The sequence below is a fragment of the Mitsuokella multacida DSM 20544 genome (assembly GCF_000155955.1).
Classification (GTDB): Bacteria; Bacillota; Negativicutes; order Selenomonadales; family Selenomonadaceae; genus Mitsuokella; species Mitsuokella multacida.
Genome location: NZ_GG697141.2, coordinates 1,093,158 through 1,108,100, shown reverse-complemented (window position 1 = coordinate 1,108,100; position 14,943 = coordinate 1,093,158). Strand labels below are relative to the sequence as shown.

14 protein-coding genes are annotated in these 14,943 nt (G+C 54.4%); 5 read left to right on the top strand and 9 right to left on the bottom strand.

Going from position 1 to position 14,943, the window contains the following annotated elements; all coding sequences use genetic code 11:
* Positions 1-107: 107 nt before the first annotated feature.
* Together arsA and arsD are read right to left on the bottom strand one after the other, a co-directional pair.
* Positions 108-1,856, bottom strand: a complete 1,749-nt coding sequence (gene arsA, locus MITSMUL_RS05125) for an arsenical pump-driving ATPase (RefSeq protein ID WP_005840571.1) — start codon at positions 1,854-1,856, stop codon at positions 108-110.
* Entirely contained in the window at positions 1,847-2,200 is a 354-nt protein-coding gene (arsD, locus tag MITSMUL_RS05120; RefSeq protein ID WP_005840570.1) for an arsenite efflux transporter metallochaperone ArsD, read from the bottom strand. The genes arsA and arsD overlap by 10 nt, the downstream gene beginning before the upstream one ends.
* A gap of 401 nt (positions 2,201-2,601) precedes the next feature.
* On the opposite strand from arsD, the gene MITSMUL_RS05115 reads away from it, so the two are divergent.
* From MITSMUL_RS05115 to MITSMUL_RS05105, 3 genes are all read left to right on the top strand, one after another.
* Positions 2,602-3,069: a hypothetical protein gene (locus MITSMUL_RS05115; protein WP_336507990.1), complete on the top strand. Its 468-nt coding sequence runs from the start codon at positions 2,602-2,604 to the stop codon at positions 3,067-3,069.
* Positions 3,070-3,570: 501 nt separating this feature from the next.
* Positions 3,571-3,897 carry a zinc-ribbon domain-containing protein gene (locus tag MITSMUL_RS05110; protein WP_040635523.1) on the top strand — a complete coding sequence of 109 codons (327 nt, stop codon included), beginning with the start codon at positions 3,571-3,573 and terminating at the stop codon, positions 3,895-3,897.
* A gap of 212 nt (positions 3,898-4,109) precedes the next feature.
* Entirely contained in the window at positions 4,110-4,736 is a 627-nt protein-coding gene (locus MITSMUL_RS05105) for a recombinase family protein (RefSeq protein WP_005840565.1), read from the top strand.
* A 51-nt stretch (positions 4,737-4,787) separates the two neighbouring features.
* On the opposite strand, the gene MITSMUL_RS12715 is transcribed toward MITSMUL_RS05105, so the two are convergent.
* On the bottom strand, positions 4,788-5,915 hold the full coding sequence (locus MITSMUL_RS12715; protein ID WP_147653097.1) for a hypothetical protein: 1,128 nt from the start codon (positions 5,913-5,915) through the stop codon (positions 4,788-4,790).
* Positions 5,916-6,025: 110 nt separating this feature from the next.
* On the opposite strand from MITSMUL_RS12715, the gene MITSMUL_RS05100 reads away from it, so the two are divergent.
* Positions 6,026-7,387, top strand: coding sequence for an IS701 family transposase (locus MITSMUL_RS05100; RefSeq protein ID WP_005840561.1), 1,362 nt, complete (start codon positions 6,026-6,028; stop codon positions 7,385-7,387).
* A 35-nt stretch (positions 7,388-7,422) separates the two neighbouring features.
* Here MITSMUL_RS05100 and MITSMUL_RS05095 read toward each other — a convergent pair whose 3' ends face one another.
* Genes MITSMUL_RS05095 through MITSMUL_RS05085 form a run of 3 tightly spaced genes read right to left on the bottom strand, consistent with a single transcriptional unit; the run spans position 7,423 to position 9,436 of the window.
* Positions 7,423-7,620, bottom strand: coding sequence for a hypothetical protein (locus MITSMUL_RS05095; protein WP_005840560.1), 198 nt, complete (start codon positions 7,618-7,620; stop codon positions 7,423-7,425).
* Positions 7,617-9,116 (bottom strand): Y-family DNA polymerase, encoded by a 1,500-nt coding sequence (locus tag MITSMUL_RS05090; RefSeq protein ID WP_005840558.1) that lies wholly within the window; start codon positions 9,114-9,116, stop codon positions 7,617-7,619. The genes MITSMUL_RS05095 and MITSMUL_RS05090 overlap by 4 nt, the downstream gene beginning before the upstream one ends.
* Positions 9,117-9,154: 38 nt before the next feature.
* A complete protein-coding gene (locus MITSMUL_RS05085) occupies positions 9,155-9,436 on the bottom strand; it encodes a DUF1294 domain-containing protein (RefSeq protein WP_005840556.1) in 282 nt (93 codons plus the stop codon).
* Positions 9,437-9,709: 273 nt separating this feature from the next.
* On the opposite strand from MITSMUL_RS05085, the gene MITSMUL_RS05080 reads away from it, so the two are divergent.
* The gene (locus MITSMUL_RS05080; RefSeq protein ID WP_005840555.1) at positions 9,710-10,825 is read left to right on the top strand and encodes a metallophosphoesterase; all 1,116 of its coding nucleotides are present in this window, start codon (positions 9,710-9,712) and stop codon (positions 10,823-10,825) included.
* 78 nt (positions 10,826-10,903) lie between these two features.
* Here MITSMUL_RS05080 and MITSMUL_RS05075 read toward each other — a convergent pair whose 3' ends face one another.
* The 3 genes from MITSMUL_RS05075 to dcuC all read right to left on the bottom strand — a co-directional run bounded on the left by MITSMUL_RS05075 (position 10,904) and on the right by dcuC (position 14,872).
* On the bottom strand, positions 10,904-12,067 hold the full coding sequence (locus MITSMUL_RS05075; RefSeq protein WP_005840553.1) for an MFS transporter: 1,164 nt from the start codon (positions 12,065-12,067) through the stop codon (positions 10,904-10,906).
* A 170-nt stretch (positions 12,068-12,237) separates the two neighbouring features.
* A complete protein-coding gene (locus MITSMUL_RS05070; RefSeq protein ID WP_005840551.1) occupies positions 12,238-13,551 on the bottom strand; it encodes an amidohydrolase in 1,314 nt (437 codons plus the stop codon).
* Positions 13,552-13,609: 58 nt separating this feature from the next.
* Entirely contained in the window at positions 13,610-14,872 is a 1,263-nt protein-coding gene (dcuC, locus tag MITSMUL_RS05065) for a C4-dicarboxylate transporter DcuC (RefSeq protein ID WP_040635519.1), read from the bottom strand.
* Between the last annotated feature and the right edge of the window lie 71 nt (positions 14,873-14,943).

Sequence of the window (14,943 nt, the reverse complement as noted above, 5' to 3'; positions counted from 1 at the left end):
ACAAAACGGAAGGATGTTTGATGATAAACAAAAATTCGACGGGCGAATTTCCTTTACCATGATGAAGGAAATTCACCCGTCGAATTTTTTGCTGTGGCATACAGCGATTACAGGGATAAGAGCTTATCGCCTTTGACTTTTTCTGGATGCCAGGGCAGCAGCACGGTCTTACCGTGTGTATGCTGATCTACCTTGTTGATCCATTCTGCCTCATTATTGGCTTTGACTGCCAGTGTTCGGTTGCTGCTGCCAGTAAGCGCGAAGGATTGGTTGATGACCCACCAGTTTGCTGAAAGGCCGGCTCGCTTCAGGTCGTCTTCCAAGCGCATTGCCTCATAGACTGGCGTTGCTTCGGGGAGGGTCACGATGATGACTTCGGTTTCTTTGCCCTTCAATCTCGGTAGCAGATGCTTGACGGATTCGGGCGTCTCTCCCTTTGTGCGACGGATTTCGCGATCATAGTTTTCCGTGGACTCCAGCAGTAGCAGCGTATGGCCCGTGGGTGCGGTGTCGATCACGATGATTTCATCATCTGCTTTCTCCACCACTTCGGCAAAGGCGCGGAACACGGCAATCTCTTGCGTACAGGGAGAGCGCAGGTCTTCCTCGATATAGGCGATATCCTCGCCGGATAGGCCGTTTTGCCGCGCTTTTGACAGCACTTCTTCCTGATACTTTTTCAGTTCGGCAGCTTCGTCGATGTGGCTCATGGTGATACCATCCTGTTCGGACAGGACGAATTTCAGATGTGCGGCGGGGTCGGTGGTCGTCAAATGGACTTTCTTGCCGCGCTTTGCAAGTCCCAGCGCGATCGCGGCGGCAATCGTTGTCTTGCCGACGCCGCCTTTGCCCATGGTAAAGATGACTTTTTTGTTCTCTGCGTCCAGCGTGTTCACGAGGTCGTTCAGCCGATGCAGCTTTGTCCGATCAATCTCAGCCTGCTGTTGCTGCTCGAAGCAGTCCTCTGTCAGCATGGCGCGGATGTTGGCAATGCCGGTGATGGGATACGCGCGAAGCGGTACGGCGTATTGTGTCAGCTTTTTCAGTTCCGCAGGCATATCGGCAAGCGCGGCTTGCTGCTTTCGGTACAGCTCAGAGGACAGCGCATCATCATGCTGCATGAGCACGCCGTTGACGATCAGCAGCTGATTCTGGATGCCAAGTTCCCGCAGTTCGCAGGAGGCGCGATTGGCTTCCTGCAGCGGCGCGGTTTCCGGTCGTGTCACTAAAAGCAGCATGGTCTTGCCGCCATCTGCCAGGGTATCAACTGCCGTTTTATAGACGGCTTTCTTTTCTTCCAGACCGGACAGCTGCCCAAGGCAGGAGGCACCATGGGTGCTCTCGTTGATGAAATTACTCCATGCGGACGGCAGCTGCAGTATCCGCAGCGTGTGCCCTGTGGGAGCCGTATCAAAGATGATGTGATCGTAGCTTTTTTGGATGGCTTCATCCGTGATGAAGTTGGCAAATGCGTTGAACGTTGCGATCTCGATGGTGCAGGAGCCGGAAAGCTGTTCTTCCATGTTGGCAATCGCCGCATCCGGTAAAACCCCGCGATAGGGGGCAATCACGCTTTCGCGGTACTCTGCCGCCGCTTCGATGGGATCCAGATTGGCCGCAGAAAGTCCCCGCACTTCTGTGATCGGCGTCGGTTTGCTATGAAGCTCCATGGCGAAGACGTCCTGCAAGTTGGAGGCAGGGTCGGTGCTGACGAGCAGCACGCGCTTGCCACTGTCTGCAAGGCTGGTGGCCACTGCACAGGCGGTAGAGGTCTTGCCGACACCACCCTTGCCGGTGAAGAACAGGTACTGCGTCAGATGGAGCTTGCTCAGTGCAAATGGTTCCATCAGCAGCATCCTCCATCACAGCAGCACTCCTGCTTGCCGAGCAGATCCTGCGGCAGGGACAGCCATTCGGTAAATTCTTCGTTGGTCGGGTAGCGGCCGGAAATGGCAAGCTCGCTATCCACAACGGTAACAGGCAGGCGATCTGCTCCATAGACTTTGACGAATTCACTGACCACCTTATTTTTGACGAACTCCATCGGGGCATTGGTGAGATTGTAGCGCTTGACCTCGATGCCTCTCTCCTTCAGTGTGTTGAGCACCGTGGAGATCCGCAGCAACTCTGGATCAACACTCACGCCGCAAAGTCCGGTAGAGCAGCACATAGCAGGTTCAAAAATCTCGATGTTCTTCATGAGAATCCCTCCGTTAATCCGTATTATTCATAAATTCAAATACATCAATATATAAGTTAGAAGAAAAATCAGGCGTCTTATTCCTGATTGTCTGGCTATGTCATATTGATAAATTTCTATGCGTCTATTATAGGATACACATAGATGATTGTCAATATGATTTCTGCTAATATGTCAGCGTTGGCGCTATGAAAGATGTCTACCGTCAGATGCAAGCGAAATCTTTCGCAGGTATTTCCGACATGATTGGCAAGAGAAAGCAGTTCTTCCGCTATTGTAGCCGTGCTGGAACGGTATCATTTTTGAGCGCAGTCGCTGTTTCATGTAGATTCCATATAGATAATGTATATTGAATAAAAAGAGATTATTTTATTAAATGCATGAAAAGGGAGATGATCTTGATGAAAAAATGGATTCCTTCACTGGCTGTTGGTGCTGCCTTGACGATGAGCACGACAATCTGCGCGGCTGCTGTCCCGTCGTCAGCGCTTGTTGCTGGCGGGATTGAGTACGGCGCTTCTGCGGATTATGTCCAGCAGGTATACGGCACGCCGACAGAGGTAGAGACGAAACACCATTCGCTGTGGAATGGCGAGGTCACGGAATACGAGTACGGTGATTCCTTCGAATTGAAGTTCGTAGACGGCTATGTGCGCCACATCGAGATTTCCCGCCACAATGGCATTAAGACAGCTGCCGGCATCGAAGTCGGCTCCACCCTTGATGCCGTGAAGGTAGCCTACGGTGAGCCCGACAAGATTCGCGGCGACAAGTACATCTACTACTGCGATGAAGACAAGAGTATCGGCCTAGTCTTCGAGATCGAGAACAACAAGGTCGACGAGATCGAGATGGGCTATCTGGATTGACGTCTTCTTAGATAGCAGTGCTTGCAGGTCCGAATGGCTTGTGTTACCATCAGACATAGAAAGGCCAGCTCCGCCGGTGCATCTAGTATGCCGCGGAGCTGGCTTATTTCTTTCTGAAGAGATCTTGAGGCGCTACACGAGCAGGATAAAAATTCACCGGGTGAATTCCCTTTACCTAAATGAAGGATGTCATCCGCAGTGATACAGAATAGCTATATATATTGCGATAATTTGTAAGATTATCAGCAATTTGCCCGCTGGTTGGACTCATATGTCTATTTCCTGGGTAACATGACTAGCCTTGCCAGCTTTTTTCGGGTATAATAAAGAGGACACGTCCCTCAGTAGGTTTTCACGAGTGATGGATTACATCCTAGCAATAGCTAAGGGCAATCCCTTTCGCTCTTGTATCCGTGCTGGAACGATCTGCTGCTGGACCTAGAGAATTCACCGGGTGAATTTTCTTTGCCGAGTGAAAGGATTTCCGGAAGGGAGATGTATATGATGTATTGTAAGAACTGCGGTACCAAGATGCCGGATCACGCTAAATTCTGCTCGAATTGCGGGGCGGGGCTCTCGGACTCGATGCAAGAAGCGCATCGAGTCGCAATCGCATCTGAACAACCTATCGATACCTCCGAGCCATTGGAAAGCGATATTTCGGCCTTAGAGGCTTCTGAGGACGAACTGGATATCAAAGAACTGCCTGCCCTTGCGGATCAACGATTCACGTTTTTTGGATCGTACCAAGTGAACTTATCCCATACTTCGAAGGAAAAAAAGAGGTTGAAGGAGGCCACCTCAAAGGATGAGAAGAAATTGATGTGAGCACCGAAGGCATCGAAATTATAAGGAATAGCAAAAGGCACGTGCTACAGAACTGTAGTACGTGCCTTTTTGCGTAGTATAAAATTAGCGCGTGCCCTATTTTGATAGGTACAAAATGCATTTACAGTGCGAATCAAATTGTAAAATATGCTATAATGAACAATATATCATAGTATGTCTAGAAGTTCTTTTATACTATAGAGGGAATATTCATGAAAATTGGCTATGTCAGGGTCTCAACAGTTGAGCAGCACGAAGAACGGCAGATCATCGAGTTGAAGGAGAAGGCAAATGTAGAACGTATTTATAAAGATAAATTGTCTGGCAAAAATACCGAGCGACCACAATTGAGAGCTATGATCGATTTTGCGCGTGAAGGCGATACCATCTATGTATCGGAATTTTCACGCTTGGCTCGCAGCACGAAGGACTTGCTCGATATCATCCAGGACCTTCGCGAGAAAGGTGTGCAGGTCATCTCGCTCAAAGAGAATTTTGATACATCCACCCCTGCCGGCGAATTGGCGATGACGGTCTTTGCGGCCATTGCCACCTTCGAGCGCAAGATCATGCTGCAGCGTCAGGCCGAGGGCATCGCCGTCGCCAAGGCTAAGGGCATCTACAAGGGCAGGCAGAAAAAGAAAAAGCCCGCCGACTGGGACGAGCTTGTCAAAAAGTACCAGAACCGCGAGATCCACTCCGTATCCGAGCTCATGCGCATCTGCCATGCTTCACGGCCTACCGTGTACATGTGGCTGAAGGAAAGCGGTGTGGTCTTCCATGAGTTGGATTGGCAGAGACGGTCGAGTCGATTAAAGATAAGGGGCCAAAAAGATTGACAGTTCCTTCGATTCGTTCCAATCTGCTCACCACTTTTTTAACGAAACGTTTTACTCCATACCAATAATTGTGATACGCGTGATAGTATGTTGCTGATTTGTAGTAAATACTACTTTAGGTGAATACTGCGTGCGATACACATAGTTCCGCTCAATACTTTTTGCGGAATTTATTCGCCATGGCATGCCAAAGTTCTTATAGACTTCCCCGATAGATGAGCCGACTTTTATTCCACATGGCATTGCTAATCCGTTATTGGCAGTGGAAGCAATATCAATGACTTCTTCTGTGCCATCCGAATTCTCGACTACACTGAGCTTAAAGGAATCACCGTATGTCATGTCGTAAGCGTATAAGCCATCATAAAGGTAATTCTTTCCTCTTTGGCCTACATATGTAGGCTCACCATAAATGGATTTTACGTAGTCTATTGAGTCACCAATGCCGATGCCACCAATTCTAGCTTGATCCATCGGCATACGCGGCGAGTACTGATTAATCCGTGATGACGATGCAGAGCCGGTACTCGATGATGTAGCACTAGAGGATGAATTCTCGGATAAAGAATATACATTGAAGTTATGTTTTGAATCATCCCAACGAATGCCGGCTCGGAAAACAGTTGTTAACGGGGCCTGTGCCATACTTTGATCTGGTCGCGGCATCCCTTCATGCTTACTGGTTAGATAGATTGCTTCATCACCTGTCGCAACAATACTCAGACGCTGAGGCAAACTAAGGTCATAACCTGCACGGCCTAATGTTTCACGCGTTACAAATGGTTTCCATTTACCACCTTCCTCGCCTATAATCCAAAAGCCAGTATTCATAGGATGAACGCCGATGGTTACATTTATGACGAAAAAAGTTCGAGTTGGATCCTGCATATCCAATTTTGTAATTTCATAAACAGCGTCATGGTCTGTTGATGTTAGATTTCCTTGGAATGCCATCAATTGATTTCCACCTGCATCAGATAGATACAGTATGCCATTTTGTGAACGTGTAAAGGAAATACTCCCACTTGTACTATCGAAATATTGCGTACCTTTATTAACCATATAAATAGGTTTAGATGGTGCTGTTATTTCTGTGGCATATCCTATAGGTTGCACAACACAGGTTGTCAGAATAAATGTACTTCCTAGTGCGATAAATCCTTTCGTCCCTATTTTCATAAGAATCACTCCTGACAGCAGTTTACAGCTTTTGAGACATAATAAAATCACGTAGCCCCTGCTGGTGTATAATAGATTCACCACAAACCAAACACGAGAGGTGCTACGTGATGTCTCAATTATACACCAGTCAGTCGACAGTTGACAAACTCTTGACGATTTTTTCTTCCTTGTTTCTCGCTGCAACGAGACCGACGCGCCATCTGCTGGCGTGGCTCCTCATCGCTCAGCTGGCTCTGGAGTCGGCTCCGTCGGTGCGCTGCCTGTTCCGGCAGTTCCTGTCGAAGCAAACGGACGCATCGCTTAACAGCTATTACCGTGCCCTCAGCAACGGGCTTGTCACAGATGCATCCATTCGCCAGGCCTTGGCGCTGCGGGCGCTTGCCATAGTGCCAGAGGCACTGCGGCAGGAGCCTATCCTGCTCAGCGTGGACGACACGTCCATTGCCAAGTGGGGCAAGCACTTCGACGGTGTAGGCATCCTGTACGACCACGCCAAACACGATGGCAAGTCCTATTTCAATGGCCATGCCTTCGTCAGCCTGACGATGAGCGTGCCGGTCCTCCATGAGAACGCAGGCAAGCAGCAGATTCGTTATATCGCGGTACCGATTGGCTACGTCATGAGCAACGGCGAAGCCTCGAAGTTGACACTTGCCTGCCAGCTTCTCGATGAAGTCATGCCAATCCTTGAAAAACGCCAGGTCATCCTGCTCTTCGACAGCTGGTATGCCAAGCGTGAGCTGCTCGCGCTTGCACTCCGCTACCCGAATCTCAACATGATTTGCAATGCACGTCGCGATACGGCCATCTTTGAGCTGCCAACTTCGACGGCAGGCCGCCGCGGCCGTCCGCCAAAGTACGGCAGGCGCTTGAAGCTGGACGAGATTCCCGTTGCGCCCGAGAACTACCCTTACAAAATGGATGGTTATCTTGTCTCCCACCGGCTGGTGAAGACACACATCTTTGGCGACCGAACCGTCCATACCTATGTGACGCTGAGCAAGAGCGGTTCTTGCCGTCTCTTTTTCAGCACCGTGGACCCGATGGCCCTGCACATGAGCATTGCATGGCAGGAGAGCAAGACCCTCCGTGACACCAGTTCCAAGCTCATGACGTTTTACCCGCTCAAGCTTTACAAGCTTCGCTGGGGCATTGAGACGAATTACTACGAGCAGAAGATGTTTTGGGAGCTTGGCAGCTACAAAGTTCGCACAAAGACTGCGATTGAGCGTCTACTGAACCTTACGAATGCCGGGCACGCTCTCATGAAGATCCTACCGTACGAGGACGAGAAGTTAAGCACCTACCGGGACAAGAGCCCGCAAGAGCTGCGGCACGCGCTGAGTCAACAGATCCACAAGGAAGTATTTTTCGCCACTTTGGTGTCCAAAGCCCAAAGTAGCATAAATTCAAGCGCTCTGCTCAAAGCCTTGCAGGTCTTGGCCTGGGGCGATGGGCAAGCGGCTTAAAAGCTGTAAACTGCTGACTCCTGAATGAAACAACATTATATCTTGCGCGTAATCTCGTCTTCATGCCTTTGTATCGTCTCTTTGACGACTTCTTCGTAGCCGGTCAGGGCTGCGAAGGGGGCGAACTGTACGGCTCGTTTTTCTATGGGCATGCGTGGGTGGCATCTTGTCTCTGGTCGCGGCAGGTTGATAATGTCGCTGTACTGCTCTATTTTTCGCTCGATTTTCCTCATGCCTTATGACCTCCAATTTCGCTATTGCGGGCAATGGTGCGGGCTTCTTCTTTGAGATTGGTGGCTTTCAGGATGGCGTTCTTACCGAACTTGTTCTTGATGGCGATCATGGCGTGTTGCAGGGATTTTTCCTTTTGCTCTGCATGTTCGGCCGCTTCGCTCTCCTTGGCCTCTTTCTCTGTATCGCTGAAGAGATCGAATTGGACAATATCTTCGTTTTTCTTGGTAGCGCTGTCTTCGTCTATGAGTTTCCCCATTGTGATGGTGATGCGGCGCACCATCAACGTGGGACTTACGATGCGGTCGTAAAGAGCCAGTGTCTCATGAAGCAACTGCTTTGTCGAAGAGCTATGCTTCTTCAGGCTTACCGTGCCATGGGCTGGCTTGGGCACCCTTCTACCGTAATGGTCGATATGTACGGGGCCAGTGTAGCCCTTGGCGATGTTTTCGATATCGTAGCCTATGTCCAAGACAATCTGACTTGTCATGAGCTTCTTGGCAACGAGGTCCAGTATCATCTGGTCGGCCATCTCCCAGACGATGAGCCTTGCCTGCTCATTCGTGTAGGGGCAGTGAAGTACCTGGCCACTGCTGACGCTTGTGGAGGCGGGGCGATACGCCTTGATGGCTTCCATCGTGCAGGGCTCATAGCCCCAGGCATGGTCGATCAAGAGTTCGGCATTGACGCCGAAGACGCGGTAGAGTTCCTTCTCTCCCTGCGCATCTAAGGAACGGCGGGCAATATCGCCCATGGAATAAAGGCCCATGTTGGCAAGCTTTTCGGCATAGCCCTTGCCCACGCGCCAGAAGTCCGTTAGCGGGGTATGCGCCCAGAGCTTCCGCCGATAGCTTATTTCATCGAGTGCGGCAATCCGCACGCCATCCGGATCTGGCGGCATGTGCTTTGCGACGATATCCATGGCGATTTTTGCTAAGTACAGATTCGTGCCAATGCCTGCGGTAGCGGTGATGTCCGTCTCTTTCAGCACCTCTCGCATGAGCTTCATGCCTAGATCATGCGCCGTCATCTCATAGGTGCCGAGATACGGCGCGGCGTTGATGAACACTTCATCGATGGAATAGGTATGTATGTCCTGCGGCGCGATGTAGCGCAGGTACACCTTGTAGATGCGTGCACTGTAGTCCATGTAAAACGCCATGCGAGGCGGTGCCACGATGTAGTCTATGGCGAGATTTGGATTGTTGGCCAGTTCGGTCGCGTCATGCGACGTTCCTGTGAGCTTCCTGCCCGGTGCGTAGAAGCGGCGCATGCTGTTAGCTGCTTTGACTTTCTGTATGACTTCGAAAAGCCGTGCCCGTCCTGGCACACCATATGATTTGATGGCCGGTGTGGCGGCAAGGCATATGGTCTTTTCCGTACGACTCTCATCGGCTACCACCAGATTAGTAGTCAGCGGATCAAGCCCACGCTCCACACATTCCACTGATGCGTAGAATGACTTAAGGTCAATCGCGATGAAACAGTTTTTCTTCATATATGTCCTTCAACACCACTTCACGCTTCTGTATCGCATTATCTCGGCATGTGCAGATAGACAAGGGCCGCTACCTGCAGCACCAGTATCAGCGGCACGCCGTACTTGAATTTCAGATGCAGTGTCTTGTGGTGAAACAGCTTCATCGCCAGCAGAGCCCCCACGCTGCCGCCAATGGCTGCTATGCCGAGCAGCGTTAGCTCCGGTACACGCCACCACTTGCGGATGGCGCACAGTTTGTCCCAGCCATAGGCAGCTATGGCTGCTGCATTTATGATGGTAAAGTACCAGGCAACAGTATCATGTAGATTTATGTCCATCGCATCCTCCGATAGTTACAATTCCGTATCATTCTGTATGGATACGATTCGCCATGCTGCTCAAAGTTTCCTGCCATAACAGCTGTTGTGTATCCAGTAAGGTTGAATTTGGCGCCCGAAACGTCCAGCACTGGACTTTTTGATGGAACATCGTTGGGGTTCTCTGTAGCAGCTGTCAGCAGGATTTTGCGGCATTCTGTCGAATCAAGACGGAGATGAGCGTGTGAATCGCTCTCATCGTTCTGTTGCATACATAAAGTCTGGAGAATTGTATTGAAACATCGCTATACCTTTTATTGGATTCTCTGGGGGCTCGGCGAGCTCTCGGGACTGGGGCAGTGGCTTCTCTTGCGCTGGGCGCTGCCGGTCCTGGCGCACGGCCTGCTCCTGATTTTCCTCTTGCTGCCGTTCATCTATCTCGTGCCGAACATTCTTGCGAATCACCTGCCCCTGCAGGTGTCGCGGCTGCTGGCGCGGATCGGCGGCTATTGGTTTGTCTACGGCTACTATATGACGATGCTGCTCGTGCCCGCCTTCATCGTCTGGCTTGTCTGCCTTGCTGAGCCGTTGGGCTTCGGGGTTGACTGGTGGCAGTCGGTCTTTGCCGTTCATTACGGCAGGGCTGCACTGCTGGGCCTTGCCCTGTTGCTCGCAGCCGGCAGCTGGCGCGCGCGCCAGCCGGTGGTGCGCATCGTCGAGGTGAAGACGGCGAAGCCCATTGAGCGGGAATTCTCGGTGGCTTTTGCGAGCGACATCCACCTCGGCGCGGTGCTCGGGCGCTCGTTCGCGGTAGAGCTGCGCCGCGACATGATGAAGCTGCGGCCGGACCTCATCCTGCTCGGCGGCGACATCATCGACGGCAACCTCGACTATGTGCTGCGCGACCGCAGCTTCAAAGGCTTCGAGGGGCTAAAGGCGCCGTGGGGCGTCTACGCGGTCTTCGGCAACCACGACACGTACGGGCTGAACCTCCATAAAGAACAGCGCCGGCTGCAGCGGAGCGGCGTGCGCTGCCTGCGCGGCGGCACGGTGCATCTGGCGGCCGGCGTCTCGCTCGTCGGCTTGGAGGACTATAGGATCGCCCCGCATGCGGAGTTTCCGCAGGCGGAGCCGGACGCTTTCACGATCGCGATGGAGCACGAGCCCCTGCGCATCGAGCAGGCATCCTCCTGCGGCATGGACCTCTACTTCGCCGGCCACACGCACGCCGGCCAGTTCTGGCCGAACCGCTTCGTGACGAAGCGCGTCTTCCCCCTCGATTACGGTGCCCGCCACTTCGGCCATCTGCTGGCCATTGTCTCCAGCGGCTACGGCGCTTGGGGCCAGCGCTTCCGCATCGGCCCGGCACCGGAGATCGTGCTGGTGAAGGTCGTGAAACCATCTGCGTAAACAAAGAGAACGCCTTGGAAGGCAGATCTTCCGAGGCGTTCTCTTTTTGTATGCGTTTATGATAGGCAGACTATATCATCAATCTAAGATATGACGATAGACATAGGCGGCGATGATGGACTGCAGCAGCACGAGGAAAGCGAGCAGGCCGAAGGCGGTGTAGAGGCTGGTCTGATGGGCGATGAAGCCGATGACGGCGGGGCCCATGAGAATGCCGAGGTAGCCGAGCGTGCTGACGGCTGGCACGGCGAGGCTGACGGGCATGACGCGCTGCTTGCCGAGCAGGGAGAAGAAGACGGGCACGACGTTGGCGCAGCCGATACCGATGGCGAAGAAGCCGAGGTAGAGCAGCGCAGGCTCAGCGGCGAAGATGACGAGCAGGAAGCCGGCGACGGCCAGCAGGCTGCCACCGATGACGACGCGCTCCTGGCCGAGTTTCTGCACGGTCCAGTCGCCGAGCAGGCGCATCGTCAGCATGGCCGCCGAGAAGACGGTGAAGGCCGTTCCGGCGAGGGACATGTCGAAATGGCGCACAGTCGTCAGGAAGACACCGCTCCAGTCCATGATGGCGCCCTCGACGAGGAAGGCGATGCAGGCGATGATGCCGACGAAGGTCACGATGCCCTTCGGCAGCGCGAGCAGCTTGCCGCCGGCATCGCCGCCGTAGGGCAGCAGATGGCGCGAGGCCGCGAGCGTCACGAGCACCATGATGGCGGCCGCGATGATGGTCGAGAGCAGCGGCGTCAGCGAGAAGGTGCCGACCCAGATGCCGAAGAGCCCGGCCCCCGCAAAGCCGCCGACACTCCAGAGCGCATGCATGCCGCTCATGAGGCGGCGCCCCGCTGCGTTCTCGACGATGACGGCCTGGATGTTGACGACGACATCGATACAGCCCATCGTCGCGCCGAAGATCAGCAGCAGCGGCACGGCCATGCCGAACGACGATACTGTGCAGAGCAAGAGCAGCAGAGCAGCGTAGACGATCCCCGCCGCTGTCAGCACCTTGCGGCAGCCGAGTCGGACTGCCGCCGCACCCGACAGCGGCATTGTCAGCAGCGAGCCGATGCCGATGCATAAGAGCAGCATGCCGAGCACGTCCTCTGCGATGCCGAGCCGCGCCTTGAGGAGCGGCACGAGCGGCGCCCATGAAGCCGCACCAAATCCCCCGACAAAAAAGATGGCCCGCGTTGCATGCTGCTCGGGCACACCTGGTTGTCTCTTTTCGGATATCACGAAATACATTCCCCTTTCTGTTGTCTGAACAGGGATATTATATCATGGATGAAGTCTTTTTCCTATGAAAAAAGTCCAGCACTGGACTTTTTAGGTCGGACTGGACTTTTGAGATGACGAAGGAGTCGGCTGGTAGTCGGACGGTTCGCCTCGTGATGCGGTTGTGGTGATGGCAGGTATCACTTGCTCAGCAGCAGTTTGCAGACGGCGCAGCCCATGAGCTTGAGCGAGTAGCCAAGGGCGCGCTCATCGAAGTCGAAGTGGGAATCGTGGTGGCCTGCCGCTAGGTCGGCGCCGACCATCATGTAGGCTGCCTGGCCGCCATGCGACTGGACGCGTTCCATGAAGTAGGAGAAGTCTTCACTGGCACCGAACGGGCACTCGCCGACGACTTTATCGAAGATGCCGAGGGCGTTGGCCTCTTTCTCGAGGAAGGCCGCGAGCTCTGGCGAGTTGCTGCCGCCAGCTGCACCGCCGACCTTCTCGATATCGACTTTGACATCGTACATCATGGCCGCAGCCTTGAGGATGCGCTGGGCCTCGGTCTCCATGAACGCATTGATCGCGCTCGTCGCACCGCGCGTCTCGAGGCACACAAGGGCCTTGTCGCCGATGACGTTGCGGCCGCTGCCTGCGTCGAGCCGGCCGACATTGATGCGCGAAGCGCCGGCGGAGTGGCGCGAGATGGCGTGCAGGTTGAGCGCGGCGCAGGCAGCGGCCAGCAGCGCGTTCTTGCCCTGTTCTGGCGCAGCGCCGGCGTGTGCCGGGACGCCCTGGAAGTGCGCGTCGTACTTGCTCGTCGCAAGGAAACCCGTGACGTTGCAGGCGACGGTGCCCGTCTTGCGCATCTTGAAGCCGAAGTGCGCGCCGAGCATGTAGTCGACATCGTCGACGATGCCGCTCTCGACCATCGCATGCGCACCGCGCACGCCTTCCTCTGCGGGCTGGAAGCAGAGCTTGATCGTGCCGCGCAGCTCCGACTTGAGGCTGGCCAGCAGTTTGGCAAGCGCCAGCCCGACGGTCGTATGGCCGTCGTGGCCGCAGGCGTGCATGGCCCCCGCATGGCAGGAGGCAAAGCCCTCTTTGTTGGCGCGGTGCGCGGCTTCCGTCGTCTCCGTCACATCATTGGAGTCCATGTCAAAGCGCACGGCGACGACTGGACCGTCTTCGGAGAACTTCATGACGCCGAGCACGCCCGTGCGGCCGCCGTCCATCTTCTTGACCCAGTCGGGGTCGGCCCCCTCTGCGATGGCGCGCTGCTGCTCCTTGGCGAGCTTCTCAGCCGACGGCACGCCCATCATGGCATCCTCGCGGATGGTGTCGGCTCCCGTCTTGACCGTGTAGCCGAGCTCGGCGAGCGTCTTGGCGACTTTGGCTGCCGTGCGGAATTCCGTCCAGCCCGGCTCTGGATGCGCGTGCAGGTCACGGCGGCAGGCCACCATATCGTCCTGCACATCATCGGCGAATTTCAGGATTGTCTCTTTCAAGTCCATAATGATTCCTCCTTATAAAAAGAGGTGCCGCTCCGCAGCACCTCGTCTTGTCTGTATATCAGAAGAGCAGGATCAGCATGCCGACCGTCAATGCGCAGAGCATCGGGATGGCATTGCGTTTTGTGATCTCCATCGGGTTGACACCAGCGATACCGGCGCAGATGATGGTCGCGCCGGCAATCGGCGACATCGTGCGGCCCAGCGTGCCGCCGAGCGTCGCCATACTGCCCATCTGGACCTGCGACATACCGAAGTCTGGTGCGTACGGCGTGATAGCCTCATTGAAGGCGAAGGTCGCCGCATCGCCGGAGCCTGTCAGCAAGCCGAGCAGGAACGGTCCAAAAGCGGCGCAGATCTTGACGATGGCCGGGTTGTTGAGCATCGCATCGATGAACCATTTGACGAGGCCAATTGAGGTGAGGCCGGCAACAAAGACGCCAGCTGAGATGATGATACCGATGATGCTGCCGTACGCCTTGCCCATGCCCTCAAAGAACGCATCGCAGAGCGCTTTCGGCTTCGTGCGCGTGACGACGAGCGTCAGCAGAGCACCGATGATCATGGCCTGCGGCACGCCCATCTTGAAGAGGGGGACAATCTTGGTCGAGCCGAGCAGCAGGATGACGATCGGGACGACTGGCATCAGCGCGTAGAGGTAATTGACCTTGAAGTTCTTGTCCACCTGCAGATGCTCGGGGACATGGCCTTTATCTTCCTTGAGCACATGCGCGATGACCGTGATGCAGATGGTCGCGACGACGAGGGAGGCGAGATTGGCCTTGTAGTGGAATCCGATGACATCCATGACATCGACACCGGCAATCTTAGCGACGAACGGGTTGTGCGCAAGGCCCGGATTCAGCATGCTGCCGTACGTGCCGCATTTGACGGCGGCTGCCGCGAGCGCCGGGCCGACACCTGCTGCCATGAGCAGCGGGATGAAGATGGCGCCGGCAGCAGCGGCCGTGCCGGCGGCACTCGGCAGCGCGATGTTGACGAGATACGTGCAGATGACGACGCCCGGAATCAGGAAGAAACGGACGCGCGAAATCACGGAGGCCATGGCATTGATCAGGTGCTTATCGCATTCCGTGAAGCGGACCGCCAGCGCAAAGCCCATGACCGAACATACGGCCTGTATCAGACCGCTGTTCGTCATGCTCTTTGCGAAAGCGTCGAGAGCAGCCATTGGCACACCGCCGATGGCCGCCATGAGGATGCCGGAACCAATCAGCGTGATGCGCGCATCCGCACCCTTGACGAGTGCGTAGACGACACCACAGACAATGATGGCACCGACAATCAGCATGAGTGTTAGCATGCAGATTCCACCTTTCATAATTAAAAGTAATTATACCATTTGGTTTATTATAGGATTGCGGTATAATGATT

Excerpts from the sequence above, each read along its gene's own strand:
- dcuC (WP_040635519.1), bottom strand. The coding sequence starts at position 14,872 with ATGCTAACACTCATGCTGATTGTCGGTGCCATCATTGTCTGTGGTGTC.
- arsD (WP_005840570.1), bottom strand. The coding sequence starts at position 2,200 with ATGAAGAACATCGAGATTTTTGAACCTGCTATGTGCTGCTCTACCGGA.
- arsA (WP_005840571.1), bottom strand. The coding sequence starts at position 1,856 with ATGCTGCTGATGGAACCATTTGCACTGAGCAAGCTCCATCTGACGCAG.
- MITSMUL_RS05095 (WP_005840560.1), bottom strand. The coding sequence starts at position 7,620 with ATGAGGAAAATCGAGCGAAAAATAGAGCAGTACAGCGACATTATCAAC.
- MITSMUL_RS12715 (WP_147653097.1), bottom strand. The coding sequence starts at position 5,915 with ATGAAAATAGGGACGAAAGGATTTATCGCACTAGGAAGTACATTTATT.
- MITSMUL_RS05085 (WP_005840556.1), bottom strand. The coding sequence starts at position 9,436 with ATGGACATAAATCTACATGATACTGTTGCCTGGTACTTTACCATCATA.
- MITSMUL_RS05100 (WP_005840561.1), top strand. The coding sequence starts at position 6,026 with ATGTCTCAATTATACACCAGTCAGTCGACAGTTGACAAACTCTTGACG.
- MITSMUL_RS05070 (WP_005840551.1), bottom strand. The coding sequence starts at position 13,551 with ATGGACTTGAAAGAGACAATCCTGAAATTCGCCGATGATGTGCAGGAC.
- MITSMUL_RS05110 (WP_040635523.1), top strand. The coding sequence starts at position 3,571 with ATGATGTATTGTAAGAACTGCGGTACCAAGATGCCGGATCACGCTAAA.
- MITSMUL_RS05090 (WP_005840558.1), bottom strand. The coding sequence starts at position 9,116 with ATGAAGAAAAACTGTTTCATCGCGATTGACCTTAAGTCATTCTACGCA.
- MITSMUL_RS05075 (WP_005840553.1), bottom strand. The coding sequence starts at position 12,067 with ATGTATTTCGTGATATCCGAAAAGAGACAACCAGGTGTGCCCGAGCAG.
- MITSMUL_RS05105 (WP_005840565.1), top strand. The coding sequence starts at position 4,110 with ATGAAAATTGGCTATGTCAGGGTCTCAACAGTTGAGCAGCACGAAGAA.
- MITSMUL_RS05115 (WP_336507990.1), top strand. The coding sequence starts at position 2,602 with ATGAAAAAATGGATTCCTTCACTGGCTGTTGGTGCTGCCTTGACGATG.